19 protein-coding genes are annotated in these 17691 nt (G+C 44.2%); 2 read left to right on the top strand and 17 right to left on the bottom strand.

The window, feature by feature from the left end:
• Nucleotides 1-18: 18 nt before the first annotated feature.
• The 7 genes from ACKTT9_RS15490 to ACKTT9_RS15460 all read right to left on the bottom strand — a co-directional run bounded on the left by ACKTT9_RS15490 (nt 19) and on the right by ACKTT9_RS15460 (nt 7090).
• Nucleotides 19-1197 carry an ABC transporter permease gene (locus tag ACKTT9_RS15490; protein WP_157324658.1) on the bottom strand — a complete coding sequence of 393 codons (1179 nt, stop codon included), beginning with the start codon at nt 1195-1197 and terminating at the stop codon, nt 19-21.
• Nucleotides 1194-1913 carry an ABC transporter ATP-binding protein gene (locus ACKTT9_RS15485; RefSeq protein ID WP_127451607.1) on the bottom strand — a complete coding sequence of 240 codons (720 nt, stop codon included), beginning with the start codon at nt 1911-1913 and terminating at the stop codon, nt 1194-1196. Before ACKTT9_RS15485 ends, ACKTT9_RS15490 begins: the two co-directional genes overlap by 4 nt.
• A 27-nt stretch (nt 1914-1940) precedes the next feature.
• Complete coding sequence (locus ACKTT9_RS15480; protein WP_407872250.1) at nt 1941-3665, bottom strand: efflux RND transporter periplasmic adaptor subunit; 1725 nt, start codon at nt 3663-3665, stop codon at nt 1941-1943.
• 15 nt (nt 3666-3680) lie between these two features.
• Nucleotides 3681-4283 carry a hypothetical protein gene (locus tag ACKTT9_RS15475; RefSeq protein WP_407872249.1) on the bottom strand — a complete coding sequence of 201 codons (603 nt, stop codon included), beginning with the start codon at nt 4281-4283 and terminating at the stop codon, nt 3681-3683.
• A gap of 101 nt (nt 4284-4384) precedes the next feature.
• Nucleotides 4385-5839, bottom strand: a complete 1455-nt coding sequence (locus tag ACKTT9_RS15470) for a cell wall metabolism sensor histidine kinase WalK (RefSeq protein WP_157324652.1) — start codon at nt 5837-5839, stop codon at nt 4385-4387.
• Complete coding sequence (locus ACKTT9_RS15465; RefSeq protein ID WP_127451600.1) at nt 5832-6560, bottom strand: response regulator transcription factor; 729 nt, start codon at nt 6558-6560, stop codon at nt 5832-5834. The genes ACKTT9_RS15470 and ACKTT9_RS15465 overlap by 8 nt, the downstream gene beginning before the upstream one ends.
• Nucleotides 6557-7090 carry a DUF309 domain-containing protein gene (locus ACKTT9_RS15460; protein ID WP_407872248.1) on the bottom strand — a complete coding sequence of 178 codons (534 nt, stop codon included), beginning with the start codon at nt 7088-7090 and terminating at the stop codon, nt 6557-6559. Before ACKTT9_RS15460 ends, ACKTT9_RS15465 begins: the two co-directional genes overlap by 4 nt.
• Nucleotides 7091-7271: 181 nt before the next feature.
• Between ACKTT9_RS15460 and ACKTT9_RS15455 the strand changes: the two genes are divergently transcribed.
• Complete coding sequence (locus tag ACKTT9_RS15455) at nt 7272-9194, top strand: glycosyl hydrolase family 18 protein (protein WP_407872247.1); 1923 nt, start codon at nt 7272-7274, stop codon at nt 9192-9194.
• 188 nt (nt 9195-9382) lie between these two features.
• Here ACKTT9_RS15455 and ACKTT9_RS15450 read toward each other — a convergent pair whose 3' ends face one another.
• Nucleotides 9383-9598, bottom strand: coding sequence for a double zinc ribbon domain-containing protein (locus tag ACKTT9_RS15450; RefSeq protein WP_397369812.1), 216 nt, complete (start codon nt 9596-9598; stop codon nt 9383-9385).
• A 161-nt stretch (nt 9599-9759) separates the two neighbouring features.
• Between ACKTT9_RS15450 and ACKTT9_RS15445 the strand changes: the two genes are divergently transcribed.
• Nucleotides 9760-9918 (top strand): DUF1540 domain-containing protein, encoded by a 159-nt coding sequence (locus ACKTT9_RS15445; protein ID WP_157324647.1) that lies wholly within the window; start codon nt 9760-9762, stop codon nt 9916-9918.
• A gap of 92 nt (nt 9919-10010) precedes the next feature.
• On the opposite strand, the gene ACKTT9_RS15440 is transcribed toward ACKTT9_RS15445, so the two are convergent.
• The 9 genes from ACKTT9_RS15440 to ACKTT9_RS15400 all read right to left on the bottom strand — a co-directional run bounded on the left by ACKTT9_RS15440 (nt 10011) and on the right by ACKTT9_RS15400 (nt 17690).
• Nucleotides 10011-12086, bottom strand: a complete 2076-nt coding sequence (locus tag ACKTT9_RS15440) for a thioredoxin domain-containing protein (RefSeq protein WP_407872246.1) — start codon at nt 12084-12086, stop codon at nt 10011-10013.
• A 54-nt stretch (nt 12087-12140) separates the two neighbouring features.
• Complete coding sequence (locus tag ACKTT9_RS15435) at nt 12141-12455, bottom strand: hypothetical protein (RefSeq protein WP_407872245.1); 315 nt, start codon at nt 12453-12455, stop codon at nt 12141-12143.
• Nucleotides 12456-12956: 501 nt separating this feature from the next.
• On the bottom strand, nt 12957-13415 hold the full coding sequence (locus ACKTT9_RS15430) for a DUF5071 domain-containing protein (protein WP_407872244.1): 459 nt from the start codon (nt 13413-13415) through the stop codon (nt 12957-12959).
• 76 nt (nt 13416-13491) lie between these two features.
• The gene (locus tag ACKTT9_RS15425) at nt 13492-14034 is read right to left on the bottom strand and encodes a hypothetical protein (protein ID WP_407872243.1); all 543 of its coding nucleotides are present in this window, start codon (nt 14032-14034) and stop codon (nt 13492-13494) included.
• Between the two features lie 44 nt (nt 14035-14078).
• On the bottom strand, nt 14079-14342 hold the full coding sequence (locus ACKTT9_RS15420; protein ID WP_407872242.1) for a hypothetical protein: 264 nt from the start codon (nt 14340-14342) through the stop codon (nt 14079-14081).
• A 226-nt stretch (nt 14343-14568) separates the two neighbouring features.
• Entirely contained in the window at nt 14569-15132 is a 564-nt protein-coding gene (locus tag ACKTT9_RS15415; RefSeq protein WP_407872241.1) for a hypothetical protein, read from the bottom strand.
• 138 nt (nt 15133-15270) lie between these two features.
• Entirely contained in the window at nt 15271-15735 is a 465-nt protein-coding gene (locus ACKTT9_RS15410) for a CBO0543 family protein (RefSeq protein ID WP_407872240.1), read from the bottom strand.
• A gap of 157 nt (nt 15736-15892) precedes the next feature.
• The gene (locus ACKTT9_RS15405; protein WP_407872239.1) at nt 15893-16693 is read right to left on the bottom strand and encodes an ABC transporter ATP-binding protein; all 801 of its coding nucleotides are present in this window, start codon (nt 16691-16693) and stop codon (nt 15893-15895) included.
• The gene (locus tag ACKTT9_RS15400) at nt 16686-17690 is read right to left on the bottom strand and encodes a FecCD family ABC transporter permease (protein WP_407872238.1); all 1005 of its coding nucleotides are present in this window, start codon (nt 17688-17690) and stop codon (nt 16686-16688) included. The genes ACKTT9_RS15405 and ACKTT9_RS15400 overlap by 8 nt, the downstream gene beginning before the upstream one ends.
• Between the last annotated feature and the right edge of the window lies 1 nt (nt 17691).

Genomic DNA, 17691 nt, shown 5'->3' with positions numbered 1-17691 from the left:
GTCCTCCTCTTATGTTCATCAATCAGATCGTAAGGCGTCGATCGGACGCAGTTTGGATGCTTTGTTGGCCGGATATAAACCGAAGATAACACCGACCAATACGGAAAATAAAAAGGCGTATAAACTAATATCCAGGGAGAGGCTAGTCGTTTGTTTCGGGCTGAAATAAGGCAGTGCGTAGGATAAACCGATCCCTAATCCAAGCCCGATAAGTCCGCCAAGCCCACTGATGACGACAGCTTCGACAAGAAATTGGAGCAAAATATTGCGCCTTTTGGCACCGATGGATTTACGAATCCCGATTTCTCGCGTCCGTTCACTGACCGTCACCAACATAATGTTCATAATTCCGATACCGCCGACGAGCAAGGAAATAAGTGCGACAGCTACTAATTGATTCGTAAGTGTGTTCGTCGCTTCAGTCCGTGCCTTGAGCAGCTCATCCTGATTCGTTAGCACGAAGCCCGTATCGCTTTTGAATTTATAAGTCAAATATTGCTTCATCGTTTCTTGAGCTGTGTAAATATCTTCTTTGGTTGGGGCTTCGACGTAGGTCGTACGAATTTGCCCCAGCTTAAACACACGTCTGGCCGATTCCAGTGGCACAATGATAGAGCTGTCTACCGAGGCTCCTCCAATATTAGAGCCTTTGGCTTCAAGGGTGCCGATAACACTGAACACAGCGCCATCGATATTGATTTCCTCTCCCACTGGATCCAAAGTGCCAAAAAATGTCTTCGCTACTTCGCTCCCAAGAATCGCCACATTGGAACGAAACTCAAGATCCGTCGGCGACAGGTTACGGCCCTTATCGACTTTCGCTTTAATAATGTCCAAGTATCGATCATTAGTTCCAAGTACGTTGTACTTCTCTTGCGTTCGATCATATTTGACATTGGAGCCATTCTTCGTCATTGTAGGCGCAATGGATTTGAATTCCTCAAAATTCTCGAAATTCATCAATTCATTATAATCCAACTGCGTCGCACGACCGTTTCCTGTCGCTGTAACAACGAGAAGATTGGTCCCCATATTTTCATACTGCTTCGCGATTTGTTCCGATGTTCCTTGCCCGATGGAAACTAGCGTCACGACAGAGCTAACTCCGATAATAACCCCCAGCATCGTCAGAAAGGTCCGCAGCGGACTGGAGACAATCGTCTGCAGCGACATCCTGAGCAGTTCACTTACCTTCATACGCTCACCTCTTGCTTAACATCGCTTTTGTCAGCGTTATTCCGGTAATCATCAATGATGACGCCGTCACGAAGGGCAACAACGCGCTTGGCATTATCGGCAATATGATGATCATGGGTAATCAGAACGATGGTATTTCCCTGCGCGTTCAGCTGCAAAATTAACTCCAGAACCTCTTCCCCCGTCCGGGAATCCAATGCTCCTGTCGGCTCATCCGCCAAGATAAGCGATGGCGAAATCGCAAGGGCTCGGGCGATCGCCACACGTTGTTGTTGACCACCGGATAACTCGCTAGGCTTATGATGGCCCCGCTCGCCCATCCCGAGCATTTTGAGCATTTCGTGCGCCCGCTCCCGCCGTTCTTTTCTTGGAATTCCTGCATAAATCATCGGAAGCTCCACATTTTCCATCGCGGATAAACGGGGCAATAGGTTAAATTGTTGAAAAATAAAGCCGATCTTTTGATTACGAAGCGCAGCGAGCTCATTATCACTCATACGTTCAGTTACGACACCATCCAGGATGTAGCTCCCCGACGTCGGAACGTCCAGGAGCCCAATGGTATTCATCAGCGTTGATTTACCGGATCCGCTGGGCCCGATAATGGCAACGAAGTCGCCTTCTTCAACAGTAAGCGAAATACTGCGCAGGATAGGTAAATCTTCTGAACCGCGTTTATAGGTTTTGACAATATCTTTTAGCTCAATGATATTCATACCGCACTAACTCCTTTCCCGGCAGTGTTATCTGTTACCGCCACCGCCGCCTCCACCACCGCCGTTAGTCCGGGTAGCTCCGCCTGCGCCGCCGCCGCCTTGGAATCCACCACCAGCACCGCCGCCAAATCCGCCGGCTCCACCTGCTCCGCCGTTTTGTTGGAACTGCTGTCTTAAGCGGTTAATTTCGTCCTGGCTGAGGTTTTGTTGTCTTTTTACTGAAGTAGGAAGAACAACTTTATCTCCTTCACTCAGACCTTCCGTGATTTCAATTTGCGTTTTCGAGCGAATCCCGATTTTTACCTCATGATCAGGTTCTACCGTTCCATCCGCCTTTTTTAAGGTGACAATGCGCTTGCCTTTTTGCAATTGCAACGCTTCAGGAGGTATGTAAATCGCATCTTTCTTGTCTTGAATCAGAATCTCACCTGTAGCCGTCATGCCGTATTTCAATACATTATCTTTGTTGTCAGCAGCGAGTACGACATCATAAGCCGTTACACCGTTCGTTGTTGTACCCACAGAAGAAATTTGCGTTACTTCCGCCGGGAAAATGCGGCCAGGGTAAGCATCGACCTTGATTTCAGCCTTCATCCCAAGCTTAACGTTAGGCAAGTCTAACTCATCTACCTGTACCGGAAGCTGCATTTTGGCAATGCTCGCAACGGCTCCTAACTGCATACCGCTGGTTACCTTGGTTCCTACTTGTAAAAGACTAAGAATATCATTGCGTTTGTTAACAAAGTCCGTTGAGAATACACCATCAAATGGCGCTAAAATTTTAAGTCCATCAACCTTATCTTGCGCCGAGTCCACTTTCAGCTTCGCACGCTCAAGAGCAGACTGTTTCGTGAGAATATCATCGCCGATCGTATCATTCGCGAACGTTGCAAGTAAATCACCTTGACGAACCATATTGCCTGTTTTTAAAGGCATCGTAGCCACATTACCGGTTGTGCCTGCCAAGACAGTTGTGACTTTCACATATTGAAGCGCAGCTTTCGCTTGCGAATCAACCGCACGCCCGCCAATTGTCACGCTGCCCAGCACGCTCGTACCTGCATCCATAGAGTTGTCATTGGGAATAGCAACATCAATATCGACTACTTTACCGCCTTTTCCATCCGATTTCGGGTCTTTCGAAATGCTTTGAATCTTGCCTGTTTTCGTTATCATATAACCATCTATCGTAATATCAACAGGATCGCCGTTGTGCAGCTGTGCAGCATCCTCTACAAAAAATGGCAGCGTCACCGTCAAGTTGTTTACATCGGAAATGGTTGCAATTTTAGTCGACTTGTTAATCGTAGCTCCTTCCTCCAGGTTCGTGGCATAGGTAAGTTTCCCGCTAACGGGAGCCTTAACAGCCATTAATCCTTGTTGAGCCATTAAAGAATCCAAGTCCTTCTGCGTTTGCTCGTAAGTCAACTGGGCATCCTGCAAATCACTTTCCAAGCTTGTACTCGTCAATTCTAAAAGTACATCTCCGGCCTTCACCGCCAGATTCCGTTTTAGATTAATGGATTTAATGTCCGAATCAACCGGGACAGAGATCGTTTGTGTATCTTTGGGTTCGAATTGGGCTGTACCGGAAACGGAAGAACGGATATTGCCTTTTTTAACCTCGTAAATAGCCTCCTTCACGTCCGCTGCTTTGCTTTTCTTACCTTTCGTCAAATAAACATAAGTGCCGCTTCCGCAGACGATTACCGCGATCAAAATTATAAACCACTTACTGCGATACCATTTCATGAAGTAACTTCCTCCTTAGAGTTTGGACATGAGTAAATCCATTAACTGCTGCTCTACGCTAATCCCCATGCTTCGAGGATCGAACTGGTTTTCTCCATGCTCACGGTCAATGAAGTCTGACTCTGCCTGTCGATCGGTCTTTCTTTTTTGCATAAAAGCTTTCACCCGCTTCTCTCGTTCCTCCGAAGAGAGCTCATCCCCTTGGTTGCCCGCACGCTCAGCAAATCGCGCCTTTTCTTGCTTGGATTGTTCCTCTAGAAAAGCAATTTGATCTGCGGTCAAGCCGCCAAGAACAAGCTTGCGTTCGGATTCGTTCATGCTTCCTTCATCTATGCTTTTACGGACCAATGGAAGAATCGTCTCTGCTTGCTTAGCAGTAATGGACAAATTGGTATGCCGGTCCATAAGAAGCAATTCCTGAGAGAACATGACCAGCTGCATTTCCTTCACATTCTGGACGTCTTCTGTGGGGTTTTCTTCGGGGAGAGCTTTCTCGGTTATTGGTGGCGATGCGATCACGGCCTGCGTTGAGGAAAGATCCGGCAAATGAGTCTGACAACCACCCAATAGGAAGGAAAAAAGCGTCAAACCCATAGCTGCTTTCCAAGTGTACTTCATCAAACATACACCTCCAAGACAAAAAAATCCTGTCCAATAGGATCAGGATACATTTCAAACATGAAATAAGTTTGTTTAAGTTGTAAAAAAATTGTGAAACTCTACGAAATTCGCGGAAATGTTACACAAAATTCGGTTCCTTCGCCTACTCGGCTGCGTACTTGGATCGTGCCATGCATACCTGTGACTAAATGCTTCACTATCGTAAGTCCAAGCCCCGTCCCCGTTGGTACATCAGATCTTGATGTTCTTGCTTCATCCGCTTTATAGAAACGATCCCAAATGCGCGCCAACTCGGCATCCGTCATTCCGGTTCCCGTATCACGAATGAACAGATGGACTTCATGCTCCGCTTCTTCCAAAGCAACGGTTAACGTCCCGCCTTTTGGCGTGAATTTTAAGGAGTTATAGATTAAATTATGGACGATCTGAGCAAATCGATCAGGATCTAGTGGAACCTGAGCAGGCTCTTTATCCGGGCTAGGCAAAATAAGATGCAGTGATATTTCATTAACAGCGATCGGCGCTTTCAATAATTCCAATGATTCTTCGAGTGCTTCTGTCATGACAACCGGTCTAAGTCGAAACACATCGACCCCATTTTGAATCTGAGCAAGATCTAATAAATCCGTCACGAGACGCTGCAGCCTTTGAACCTCTTGATCACAGATGCGCAGGTAATGTGAATATTTCTCTTCAGGGATGATCTTATCGTTCATCGCCACGATGAAACCACGCAGTGTCGTAAGCGGTGAACGCAGCTCATGGGATACGTTCGTCAGAAACTCCTGCCGAGTCCCTTCCCATTCTTCCAATTGCTCCACCATGAAGTTGAAGCTTGCAGCAAGCTGCCCGACCTCATCGTGTGAAGTGACCGGAACACGTGTCGTAAAATCGCCATGCGCCAGTTCGAGTGCCGCACGGTTCATCTGCTGGAGGGGGCCGGCGAGTTTTCGTGAAATAATGTAGAGGATGAACCCTACAGCCAAGAGAGAAAACAAGAGCGGAACCAGAATATTAACCCTTACAGCGGAAATAGCTTCACCAATGTCCTCAGCCGGGAAATGCAAAATGAAAACCATTGGCTGATCATTTAATTGATAAGGGGCGTGATAGGTAAATACATTAATCGTTCTTCCCTGCGGCGACGTTAAAGTGACCATCCCGTAACCGCTGTGGCCGTGCAATCCGTCGATAAACTGAGTATCCATCTGCTTAGGGATCGTTCGACCTTCACTGTCTGAGGAGCCGTTCAGAATATTCCCTTTATCGTCAACGAGCCATACCTGCCCATTAATGCTTCTCGCTAAAATGCGTACGGTGTACTTCAGTTCTCTCGTGGAAATGGTGCCGTCTTGAACAGAGTTCATAAGCCGGGTCACTTCGACAACGCGTTTCTCCAGCAGTTCAACTTTGTCTTTATAAAACAAATCCGTAAAATAATAGTTCCAGAACAAAAACAATCCCGCAAAGAAAAGCACACATGTCGCCAAGAACGACAAGAAGATTTTCAGATACAGGCTGTTATATTTGCCCTTTAGCCAAAGCTTAAACATGCTGGACCACCTCAAACGAATAGCCAATTCCCCATAGCGTTTGAATGTTCCACGTATCATGTTGGCCCAGCTTTTTACGCAAATTCTTTACATGAGCGTCAACCGTACGCGTACCACCGGTAAAATCAAAATTCCACACATAACCAAGCAAATCCTCACGAGTGAATACACGGCTTGGGTGGCTGGTCAGGAAATGCAGAAGTTCAATCTCCTTCGGCGTGAGATCAATTCGTTTCCCACCTACGGTCACCCGATACTGATCCAAATCAATCACAATATTTCCGATCTCCAATAATTTACGAGACGAATTTTGCGAAGCTGACACATCTGTCGGCACTTGAACCGTTCGTCGCAGTACAGCCTTAATGCGGGCAATAAGCTCATTAGGATCAAATGGCTTAACTAAGTAATCGTCGACTCCTAAGTTAAATCCTCTTAATTTATCAATGGATTCGCCTTTCGCCGTTAGAAAAATGATCGGTGTCTGATGATAAGGAGCATCCATTTTACGAATCATCTCACATAGCTCATAGCCTGAAATATCCGGAAGCATAATGTCGAGTAAAACTAAGCTCGGTCTCTCTTCTACAATTGTACGAAGAACCTCCTGCCCTCGCGGCAGCAGAATCGGTTCATAATTGGAATGCTCCAGATACAATCTGACCACTTCCGCAATATTCGGCTCATCATCTACGACAAGTACTTTACCTTCCGAGTTCACTTGGCGCCACCCTTTTCCTTACGAATTTGCTGTTGTCTTGCTCTTTCTTCAATGACCTCTGTCCGGTCTCTTCGCGTATGTTTTTGAATGAGTTCGATATCGGCCAATCGGCTTGGTGCATGCCATATCAACCCTCTTCGCTCGCATTCGGCCTGGCATAACGCCATTAAGTCCAAATCTGCGATCGGCAAATTAATATCTTGATACAAATAACCATCCAGCTCGATTTGAGCCCAAGTGTGTCCAATTAACTCGCCAAGTTTCTCAGGATCAAGCCCCAAAGAAGCCACATGCTCCGCCTGCGCATTACGCTCTGCGCTTTGCAGCATTTTTACGGCACCTGCGCGATTCCCGCGTCTGATATGATACATGCCAACCGCTATTTGAATCAACGCGACATACGTTCTGCTGCGTTCGTCCCCTGGATGCTCTTTCCAAAATTCTTCCATAACCTCATGGCATTCAAAATAATCCCGCTCCGCATGAAAATGCAGTAAATATTCAATATAAGCTTCCGGATACTGCTTCATAAATCGTTCCTCCACCTTGTTCTGATCACGATAATGACTATGTATACCTCATGTTACTCGAAAGTTGTTCCATCGTCCAACATCACCTTGTATTTCGCTTACATTTCTAGCTATTTCCATCGCAACCAATCTATCATTCCGTACGTCTTATTAAGTAGATTAAGAGAAAGAGGCGTGATCTATGAAAGTTGGAAAATGGCTGCTGACGAGTACCCTTTTGTTATCAATAACGATACCGCAGGTTGTACAAGCAGCAGGAACCGCAGGCGGCACTACCGATAAAACAACGAAATACCGCGTTTATCAGTATAATCAAGTACTCATGGAATTTGCTACATATAAACAAGCGGAAACTTTTGCCAAAGGTTTTTCCAATAGTTATGTGGAAGAGATTGGCACACGCAAGTGGTTGTGGAACAATTTTCCTCGCTATCAGGTTTATCAAATGGACGCTACACTCCCAGAATGGCAATTCTCCACATTAGATGCTGCTATTGCTGAAGCGAAAAAATGGTCCAATGCCAGCGTACGTGATCTAACATCCACCGGCTGGGTGTGGGACAACTATCCTCATTATCAAGTATATCAAAATGAAGTTACTCTAGACTCTTGGAGATTTCAAACGTTAAATGAGGCCATCGCTGAAGCGAAAAAATGGGGCAGTGCCCATATCATCGATTTAAACAGCCGAGCTTGGGTCTGGGACAACATTTCTAATGAGGATAAAACATTGCTTCGTGCTGGAGATCCTATCTATAAGGTCTATCAAGGTACTTTTTCAGCCGATAACTGGGAATTTGCTTCCTTGGAGGATGCGGTAAAAGAAGCCTTGAACTGGGGCAACTCGACCGTCGTTAATAAAAACACGAATAAAACCGTATACAGCAATCTTAAATCCTATAAAGTATACCAAAATGATACCTTTCTTCAGGACTTCACTTCATTAGATGTTGCCATTGACTATGCAAAATTATGGGGACATGCCACCATATTCAAGGATGGCCACAAAATTTGGAACAATTTTGCCGCTTATCAAGTGTTCCAGAACGCCTCTCTAATCGGCGAGTATACAAACCTTCCTGATGCGCTGAACTATGGCGTACAGTACAACAACAGCTCCATTCAAACGCTTGAACACCGAATACTATGGGATAATTTCAAGAAATTGCAAGTATGGGGATGGAACGGCCAATCCGGTGGCGATGCGATAAAAGCTCAAGTCTCCAACACAGTTGGACTGGATGTCGATTCACCAAGCTATTTCGAGCTTGCGGACGCTGCAGGTAATCTCAAAGACAGCTCGAATCCCGATACTGTCAAATGGCTGCAAAACAGCGGCTATACCGTGTACCCTCTCGTCAGCAATCAATTCAATGCCAGCTTGACGACGCAATTCCTTGCCGATAGCAAGGCCCAGGATAAATTCATTAAAGCTTTGGTTGATCGTTCCGTGCAGCTTGGTGTTCCTGGCATCAACGTCGACTTCGAAAGCCTTGCAGGGTCAGACCGCAATGCATTCACTGCTTTTATTACCAAATTGACAACTTACGCGCACTCCAACGGCTTGGCAATTTCCATCGATCTACCGCGCGGCAGTGTCAAATGGAATCATCTTTCCGCTTTTGATCATGAGAAGCTCGGCGGCATTGTGGATTACGTCGTTATCATGGCCTATGACCAATTTTATAAAGGGAGTACCTCCGCCGGTTCCGTTGCAGGTCTCCCTTGGACAGACGGTGGGATTCAGGAATTTTTATCCTATGGTATCCCGCGAGACAAAATCATTCTAGGCATCCCTTACTATGTGCGGGAATGGAAATTGGACGCAGTCGGCGCCTTGCAAAGTAACCGGACTGTGCTGTTGAAGGATATTCCAGCTTTGCTCGCTTCCAAAACGGTCAAACAGACATGGGATGCGACATACGGTCAGTATCGCGTGGAGTACCAGGAAGACGGCTTTACTTATGTATTCTGGTTAGAAGATGCCGCAACTGTCAAGGCTCGATTGGATGTTGCGAAAAAGTATGACATCGCCGGTGTCGCAGCTTGGCGGCTTGGTTATGATTCTTCGGATTTGTGGACGATGATTTTGCAGAACAAGTAATTTATTTGAAGCAAAAAAGCACTGTCAGGATGCTCCTGGCAGTGCTTTTACGTTTACGTTGGAAATATAGTTCCACTATACATCCACGGTAAACACCATTTTTGGGTAAGACAGAAACAATTTCTCAAAATACTAACTTGACTTACTTTGAGGGAATTGAAGTCCGCTATTTGGAGGAAAACCGACTTTTACAGTAGATTCCATTCGTTAAATATCGTTGCCGTCCCACAGTCTGCACAGTACTTAGCGTCCGGTTTATTCACCTTCGAACAGCCCTTGTGGAGCAACGTTTTTTCCCGAGTACAGCGGTTTTTGAGTGGGGCTCCGCATTTGATACAATATCTTTCCTCTTTGTCCGCAACATATTTGCATCTGACACATTGCTGAAATTCTTTTTCAGCCATAACTTCACCTTCTTGAAGTAGGTTCTCTACTCCAAGTATATGAAGTCATTCGGACGAATGGTGAATACGAATCTTTATACTTTTTTCCATTTTCGTGTCTGACCATGTATAAAAACATGCCTTTTTACCCCAACCTATGAGGTAAAGGAGGTGAATAACCAATGGCAAAAGATGTGCTTTGCGAAGTCAATTCCTGCAAAAACTGGGCAAATGGCAATAAATGCAACGCGTCCTCGATTTATGTCGTGAGCCACCACGGCAGCAATCAAGCGCGCAATTCCGAAGAGACAGACTGCAAAACGTTTGAACCTAAAGTTTAGTTTAAGAGCTATTTAACTTAAAGAGTGTGGAGGCCCTTTCGGGCCTCTTTTTTTCTTTCTATTGTTATTGTAACCAATAATGATAATTATTATCATCGAATATAGGAAAGATTTTCGAGGTCTTCGAGATCCTGTGTCGGCGCTTGGCAGGCAAAGTTCTGACATACATAGGCTGTCGCGCGCCCTCCCAGAGGCAGTTTGTCCTGCACAAGCGGAATCAGCTTGCGCACTTCTTCTCCCGCTGCCCCTGGCGGGTGAAGAATGAGCAGCGCATTCGGCAGGAACTGCCGCTGTACGGCGCGCAGCATGTGCTGCGTCTCCGGCTTCGCCGGGTCGCCGGCGATGACGATTTCGCTGGCTTCGCTGTAAACGAAATCGAGCGCCGCCAGCATGAGCGCATGCCCCGGCGGGTAAGACGCCACAGCTCCGGCAAAAGCCTGGAGCTGCTCATCCGCGGCCTGCGACAGCTTCGCGTCGTAGGTCAGCTTGGCCAGCCGCTGCATGTTCAGCGCGGCTGCGGCGTTGCCCGACGGCATTGAGCCATCGTAGATCTCTTTGGGGCGGGTGAGCAGCTGCTCGGCATCGCTGCCGTAGAAGAAGAGCCCGCCCTTCTCTTCGTCTCCGAAGAGACGAAGCATCTCTGCGTTCAGCTGGACCGCATCACGGAGATAACGCAGCTCGAACGTGGTCTCGTACAGCTCGATCAGTCCCCAAACGAGGAACGCATAGTCGTCCACGTATCCTGGAAAAGCGGCCTCGCCGTCGCGATAGCGGGCGAGCAAGCGCCCATCTTCGCGGCGCAGCTCGCGAAGCAGGAAGTCCGCGGCTTTCGCGGCCGCCTCCGCGTAAGCCGGCTTGTCCAAGGCGCGGGCCGCCTTGGACAGCGCAGCGATCATCAGACCGTTCCACGCGGTCAGAATCTTGTCGTCTTTGCCCGGATGGATGCGCTTCTCGCGGTGCTCGAACAGCTTGACGCGGGCTTCCTCCATCCGATGCTTCAGCTGATCCAAAGGGATCTGCTTCCGCTTGGCAAAAGACGCTGGCGTCGTCTGGATCAGATTCGGGATGTTGTGCCCTTCGAAATTTCCCGCCTCCGTAATATCAAACAACTCGGAGATGAGGTCTCCCTCCTCTATGCCAAGCACAAGTTCTACCTCGTCGGGTGTCCATACGTAGAACTTGCCCTCTTCGCCTTCGGAATCTGCATCCTCCGCCGAATAGAAAGCGCCACCAACATCGGTCATATCCCTGAATACATAGGTAATGATCTGCTCCGCTACTTCAGCGTACTTGGCTTTGTCAGTAACTTGATAAGCTTCTACATAAGTCATAAGCAAAAGCGCATTATCATACAGCATCTTCTCAAAGTGCGGAACCAGCCATTGAGAATCAACCGAATACCTGGAAAAACCAAATCCAATGTGATCGTACATGCCTCCGCGATGCATGGCATCCAGCGTCTTTTCGACCATTTCAAGGGAGCGTTCGTTTCCCGTTTTCTTATAGTACCTGAGTAGGAATGACAAATTGTGCGAGGTTGGAAATTTCGGCGCACTTCCAAATCCCCCGAACTCCGGATCGAACGAGCTCTCATATAAACGGAACGCTTCGTGAAGCGTCTCTTCCGATAATTCACCGACAGATTGATGCTCCAGCAACCGAGCTGTTGTCTCTTGGATGATCTGTTCCCCGACTTCGCGAACGCGATTGGCGTCTTCCCGCCACTTCCCTGTAAGTTGCGCAAGCACTTCCACCATCCCGGCACGATTGTATTTCCGGCTGCGTGGGAAGTACGTTCCTGCGAAGAAAGGCTTCTTCTCCGGCGTCAGGAACACCGTGAGCGGCCAGCCTCCTTGTCCCGTCATCGCTTGGCATACCGCCATGTAGATGTGATCGATGTCTGGGCGTTCTTCACGGTCTACTTTGATTGAGATGAAATCTTTATTTAGCATATCAGCTATGGTTTGGTCTTCGAAAGATTCGTGTGACATCACGTGGCACCAATGGCAAGTTGAATACCCAATAGATAGGAAAATTGGCTTATTCTCTTGCTTCGCTTTCTCAAACGCTTCTTCGGACCAAGAGAACCAGTCGACCGGGTTGTATGCGTGTTGGAGCAAATAAGGGGATTTTTCGTTTATAAGTGCGTTTGATTTTCGTTCAGACATTATATACTCCTTTTCTATATTTAAATAAAACCTCTCTTGAAGTTAGAAGTTCATCTATACAAGTTGTTTTGTTCTTCTTAAGCGTTTAACAAGTATGTCAATAAATAAACCCACCAAAAACCAAGTGATAAAAAGTATAAAATATGTTAAATAATTAACTTCTAACAGTATACTGCTCGACGCTCCCCATTTATTATTTTCAAAATCAAACATCCAATGTCTTATTGGTTCAACATCTGCAAGAATATTTATTGGTGGAATTAATCTAATAGAAATATTTGCTAAACCACTACCCATAAAATCACTTAAACAAATAATGATACTTATTATAGAAATCAAGAAGGAGAATCTTCTTTTTAATAATGACAACTACTTCACCATCCGTTTTTATAATCAAACTGTTGAGTATCAAGTGAAATCCATGTTCTAGTTATTCAAAATAGCTTATAAATTTAATATCACTAATCACTATTAAGACGAGTACATCACTGTTCTCTACCTGAAAATAAGAATGGTTGCTTCATAAAATTCCGTTAAACATCATCCGAAGTATAAACTCGATTGCACGTTGGACACTTTAGTCTGTATGTTATTTCATACTTTTCGCCGTAAATAGACTCCATTGATTCGGACCAACCTTTTCCTTTGAATGCTTTTTGTGATTCTCTTTTGAGTCTTGTTTTACATTCTTTACAATAATATTTCTTTAGAAAGTAATCCTTTATTTCCTTACTTGTTAGGCTTGCGCTAACTGATATCCCTGGCTGTACACCATATTTGAATATAAATATAATTAATAGTATTACAAAAAAAATAATAAATCCTAACCAAAATAGAGTGTTATCCAAATGTCCACCACCACCCATGTTCTCATCTATCAGCTATTTTTCCTAATTCCAAAAGTAATTTGTCATTATTAAAGTCTGCTTGATCTAGATTGAGTTCTTTTATTAAATAAATTAATCCATTTGCCCAACAATCATCATTTTCATTAATTGCTGAAACCGATGCATTTTTAATATGTGGAATTAGTATTTTTGTGTCTATATCTTTTAGGGTCGTAATAATTGGTCCTACACCTGGCCACGTTATGTCTTGAAACCACTCCATTAAATAAGGCAACGCCACTGCATTCGCTGGATAACCAATATTTTTCAATACAATCGCGGCATTGTCCCAGCATGGTTTACTGCACAAATCATTTGATTGTTTAGCTAGAAGAATCACGTCTTCACCTTTCAAGTTGGATAATTCTTTTATTGCATCACGTTGAACGTGTTCTGGGTTGTTCCAACTCAAATCTTTAATAAGTTTAAAAATATCCTCCAAGTTAGCACCCTCTGACATAATAAAATAACAAAAAGCCAGCACGTAACTCAACCAAGTTGTATAAGTAACTCCTCTTTTATTGAAAAACCAATTGGTTAAAATTATTCTTAATTGGTGGACTAACGTCCCAACTGATCAATCTTATATTGTACTGTTTAAGTAATTCGTCTGCCTTGAGAAAACTATCCTTTGACATCGCACCTTCCTTTTTTACTACTGATGCATTTGGAAAACTACTATTACTATTCGCATAGTATGGATCACCCATATAGTATTCTGTCCTACCAGCCGTAAAGTATATTTCTGTTGCGCTATCAACCTTTAGCAATGTTATTCTTTCATTACCACTCGCTAATTTTCGTTTCCATTTACGATATTTCCCCCGTCCCTCATCAGCACCAAAACCATCGAACTCACATATTAGTGTATCTTCAATCACTTTTTGATTTCCATTAATTTCATACTTCAAACGAAATGGAAATTCTCCGTATGTAATTTCAGGTCGTGGAGGATTTGGTTTACTTTGAATGCCAATAAAAATGAGCAGCCAAGGAAAAGCAAGATATGCTACGAATGCAACTACCAACAGCAACGGAAAATGTATTAATTTTAGTTTCAATAATTCACACCACTTTCGGAGCAAGCTAATATGAGGTCCACGTTTTATCTTTCAATATCTCTATGTGCTAAATCCAATGCAACCGCAAGTTTGATTTGAGCCAATTTTCGAAACCCATTAGAATAAACATCAATTGAGCAAATTTCAACTGTGGGTTCAGAATCCAAATCCATAAGGTCAAATTCAATCTGGGCAATTACACTTGTATCTATAAGGAAAGTAATAATATCCTCACCTTGCTCAGGGATCCAATCGATTATATATACAGTTTTAATATTGGGAAAATGTTTTCGCAGCACGATCAACATTCTTTGTCTACCTTTATCGTGGAACAAAGACTAATGCTGTTTGATCAACGCTATTGTAATATCTTCTTCCGTTTTCGTACCTCTAAGTTTCATGTACTTCCCACCAAACTTCATATGAAATTTGCTCTATTATCTGTTCTTTGGCTTAATCCACATATCATAATCCATATTGAAGATGAAGTCGTCATGCATCATATTGATCCTCTTTTTCAATCAATTCACGCTTTCATTCGTACAAATGGTTATGAATAATTATTTTCTTCTCTTCGAGATTTAGATTATTTACATCAGCTATAAGCAACCTATAGATTAGCCTAGTCACATTGGCAAAAATTGCTTTACTTGAACCCACAGCAGCGTGCGCACCAAGATTAAACAATAAGTGCCCGGTTGGTAGCAAGTTAGCATAATATTTAAAACTAAGTGTTATATTCGAAATGGCTTGAGCATACTCAAAAGGTATTCCTATTTGAATCATATCGTTTGGTTTAGCCATGTTATCTAATAAAACTCTTCCTGTGTCTTGACTAATAAGTCCTTTAACTTGTAAAACTTCATTGTCTGAAGGAATAAACATTGCCCCTAGCAAGGCGTAGTTGCTAGCATTCTGATTTTTATTCATTTCAACAACAATAGAGATATTTGATTTAAGTAATATTGGTATTTTCGGTCTAATCTGATGTTCAAATGAATCAATAATGTCCATTGAAATTGGTGGTGGATTATTAAGCCATATCCTAATCCTATGATTCTTAAATTCATTTTCAAATAAATGGATTTGCTTGTTCACTTGCCCCCCCTCCTCCAACACAATCATTCTTCCATCACAAAACACTCCTGTTTTTTCCATTTAAACAAAATAATTATACAACAAAAAATCCAGCTTTTGGCTGGATTTTTATTGCCGGCATACTATTTACAACATCAATCAAACATAAGAATCAGCTTTACGAACTAAAGCTATCGCTCCACGAACAATCAAAAAAGTTACTATTAAAGTAACTAGGCTTACAAATGCGTTCCAGTGATTGTACGTAATCAATTCCGTATTTTTTTCGGCCCAAAATTCCAGCAATGTCACCGGAATACTATACAAAAGTGCCTGTACAAAGATGCTTTTTAAATTCGAGTGCTGTGAAGTTATATTATAAAAGACGCAGAGTGTAGGAAAAACCAGAAAATCAAATACAATGTTTGTATCGAAAACGTTAGGGAAAAAGCGAATCGGATAATCCAATAAATCAGCTGCAATGATAAAACAGTCGGTAATTGTTGTAATAACTGACTTCAAGAAAAAAATAATAAGCCAGTCTTTTATAGGTTTCCTAAGCATCCAGACGAACATTGAAGCAAAGCATAGTATTGTGACGGCCCACAGTATCACATATTCCATAGCATCCTCCCCAAATAAAGGAAAATAATTTCAATAATGAGATAGGTTCTCCATAAAAGAATGAATTATACTTTGGGGCTTTGGTACCCTACATTTACCAATATAAAAAAGCTCCTAAATACATATTAGGAACTTTAATCGATGTATTATTTTTACCTTATTCCACTCCATGACTCATCCGATCAACCAAATCAATCGGCAAAATACCATCAACTCCGTTCCCACTCCTGCCCCGAACAAGTTCCGTGTGCACACCGAAATACTTCTCCAGGTTGGACTCCGTTACGATTTGCTTCGTGGGACCGAGAATATGCTCACCTGTCCCGATAATTAGCGTCTGTTCTGCAACTCTTAACGCATGCGCTGGGAAGTGGGTATTGATGATAATGGACAACTTTTGTTTGTTCAACCACTGTATCATTTCCAGAACCATCAGCTGATTTTTCATATCCAGATTGGATTCAGGCTCATCCATGATCAAGACTTTCGGATTCTTGATCAGCGCCCTGGCAATCAGCACCATCTGCAGCTGCCCTCCGCTAATCTGATTACAGGGTCTCTCTGCAATACTACCTAGTCCCATACGATGTAGTAAATCAATGGCTTTACTGTAATCTTCCTTCTTAGGGGCACGCCCCATTGCTATGTAAGGCGAAAGTCCCATGACGACCATTTCCGTTACGCTGTATCCAAAGCTAGTGTGCTTAGCCTGAGGCACATAGCTGACTTTTCTCCAGAAAGCGGAAGAAGATAAGGTATGCGCCTCGGTCCCATCAATGCTGATATGTCCACGTTTGAACTTTTCGAAACCCATCAAACATTTGATGAAAGTAGTCTTACCAGCACCATTCACGCCGAGTACAGCTAATGTTTCTCCTTCTGGGACTTTAAGACTCAGACCCTCGAACAGAACTTTCGTTGGCTCATAAAAAAATGACGTTTCGACGACCTCAATCATTCCAAGCGCCCCCCGTCTTGTAAAGCAAATACCCAAAGATCGGAGCGCCGATCAGTGCCGTAAGCACGGATAGAGGGATTTCAGCTGAAGTTAACGTACGAGCTATCGTATCTACTACGACCATAAACAAGGCCCCGAATAGAATGCTCGCTGGGATCAATATTTTATTATTCGCTCCCACCATCATGCGAGCCAAGTGGGGGACAATGAGGCCGACAAAACTGATAAGCCCTGCCGTAGCTACAGCAAGCGCCGTTATAACTGTTGTCGCCAGGATGACAATGATTCGGATTCTTTTAAGATTAATCCCAAGCGATACCGCTTCTTCTTCTCGAAGGGAGATGATATTTAACTGCCAGCGCAGTTTCCAAATCACCAAGATGCCTATCACGATTACAGGCACGGTTGTGATAACATCCTTCATGCTTGCACCCGCTAAACTCCCCATGAGCCAGAACAAAATGCTTGGCAAATGCTTCTCGGGATCAGCTATATATTGCAGCATGGAGGTCAAAGCGGCAAAAACGGAACTCGTGACCGTCCCTGCCAGCACCAGCTTCAATATATTGACCTGCCCGTTTTTCTTGCTGATCGTATAGGCAATGGCCATGGAGAACAAGCCGAATACGACAGCCAGCCCCTGAATCAGGAAGGTTTGATGAAATAAGAAAATACCTAAGGCCGCACCAAAACCAGCTCCAGAAGAAACACCCAAAATGTGTTCACTTACCAACGGATTGGAAAACATCGCCTGCAGGCTGGCTCCGGAAACGGCCAGGCCTGCGCCAATGATAGCTGCCACAATCACTCGCGGAAAACGAATGTTCCAAACAACCGTCGCGCCCGAGCTGCCGCTATTCAAGCTGCTCGGAGAGAAGATGGATTGAAATAACTCGCCGGGAGACATGGCATATCTGCCCATGCACAAAGCTGCTACGATAGCTACGAGAAACAGCAGCGATGTGGCAATAAAAAAATAAGCACTCTTGTATCGCATC

The sequence above is a fragment of the Paenibacillus sp. P36 genome (assembly GCF_045866505.1).
Classification (GTDB): domain Bacteria; phylum Bacillota; class Bacilli; order Paenibacillales; family NBRC-103111; genus Paenibacillus_E; species Paenibacillus_E chondroitinus.
The sequence above is the reverse complement of the archived record's forward strand: the minus strand, read 5'-3'. Positions and strand labels throughout refer to the sequence as shown.

What these genes read in the sequence shown, in the direction of transcription:
- ACKTT9_RS15490 (WP_157324658.1), bottom strand. Translation starts at nt 1,197, where the DNA reads ATGAAGGTAAGTGAACTGCTCAGGATGTCGCTGCAGACGATTGTCTCC.
- ACKTT9_RS15485 (WP_127451607.1), bottom strand. Translation starts at nt 1,913, where the DNA reads ATGAATATCATTGAGCTAAAAGATATTGTCAAAACCTATAAACGCGGT.
- ACKTT9_RS15480 (WP_407872250.1), bottom strand. Translation starts at nt 3,665, where the DNA reads ATGAAATGGTATCGCAGTAAGTGGTTTATAATTTTGATCGCGGTAATC.
- ACKTT9_RS15475 (WP_407872249.1), bottom strand. Translation starts at nt 4,283, where the DNA reads ATGAAGTACACTTGGAAAGCAGCTATGGGTTTGACGCTTTTTTCCTTC.
- ACKTT9_RS15470 (WP_157324652.1), bottom strand. Translation starts at nt 5,839, where the DNA reads ATGTTTAAGCTTTGGCTAAAGGGCAAATATAACAGCCTGTATCTGAAA.
- ACKTT9_RS15460 (WP_407872248.1), bottom strand. Translation starts at nt 7,090, where the DNA reads ATGAAGCAGTATCCGGAAGCTTATATTGAATATTTACTGCATTTTCAT.
- ACKTT9_RS15455 (WP_407872247.1), top strand. Translation starts at nt 7,272, where the DNA reads ATGAAAGTTGGAAAATGGCTGCTGACGAGTACCCTTTTGTTATCAATA.
- ACKTT9_RS15450 (WP_397369812.1), bottom strand. Translation starts at nt 9,598, where the DNA reads ATGGCTGAAAAAGAATTTCAGCAATGTGTCAGATGCAAATATGTTGCG.
- ACKTT9_RS15445 (WP_157324647.1), top strand. Translation starts at nt 9,760, where the DNA reads ATGGCAAAAGATGTGCTTTGCGAAGTCAATTCCTGCAAAAACTGGGCA.
- ACKTT9_RS15440 (WP_407872246.1), bottom strand. Translation starts at nt 12,086, where the DNA reads ATGTCTGAACGAAAATCAAACGCACTTATAAACGAAAAATCCCCTTAT.
- ACKTT9_RS15420 (WP_407872242.1), bottom strand. Translation starts at nt 14,342, where the DNA reads ATGTTGATCGTGCTGCGAAAACATTTTCCCAATATTAAAACTGTATAT.
- ACKTT9_RS15410 (WP_407872240.1), bottom strand. Translation starts at nt 15,735, where the DNA reads ATGGAATATGTGATACTGTGGGCCGTCACAATACTATGCTTTGCTTCA.
- ACKTT9_RS15405 (WP_407872239.1), bottom strand. Translation starts at nt 16,693, where the DNA reads ATGATTGAGGTCGTCGAAACGTCATTTTTTTATGAGCCAACGAAAGTT.
- ACKTT9_RS15400 (WP_407872238.1), bottom strand. Translation starts at nt 17,690, where the DNA reads ATGCGATACAAGAGTGCTTATTTTTTTATTGCCACATCGCTGCTGTTT.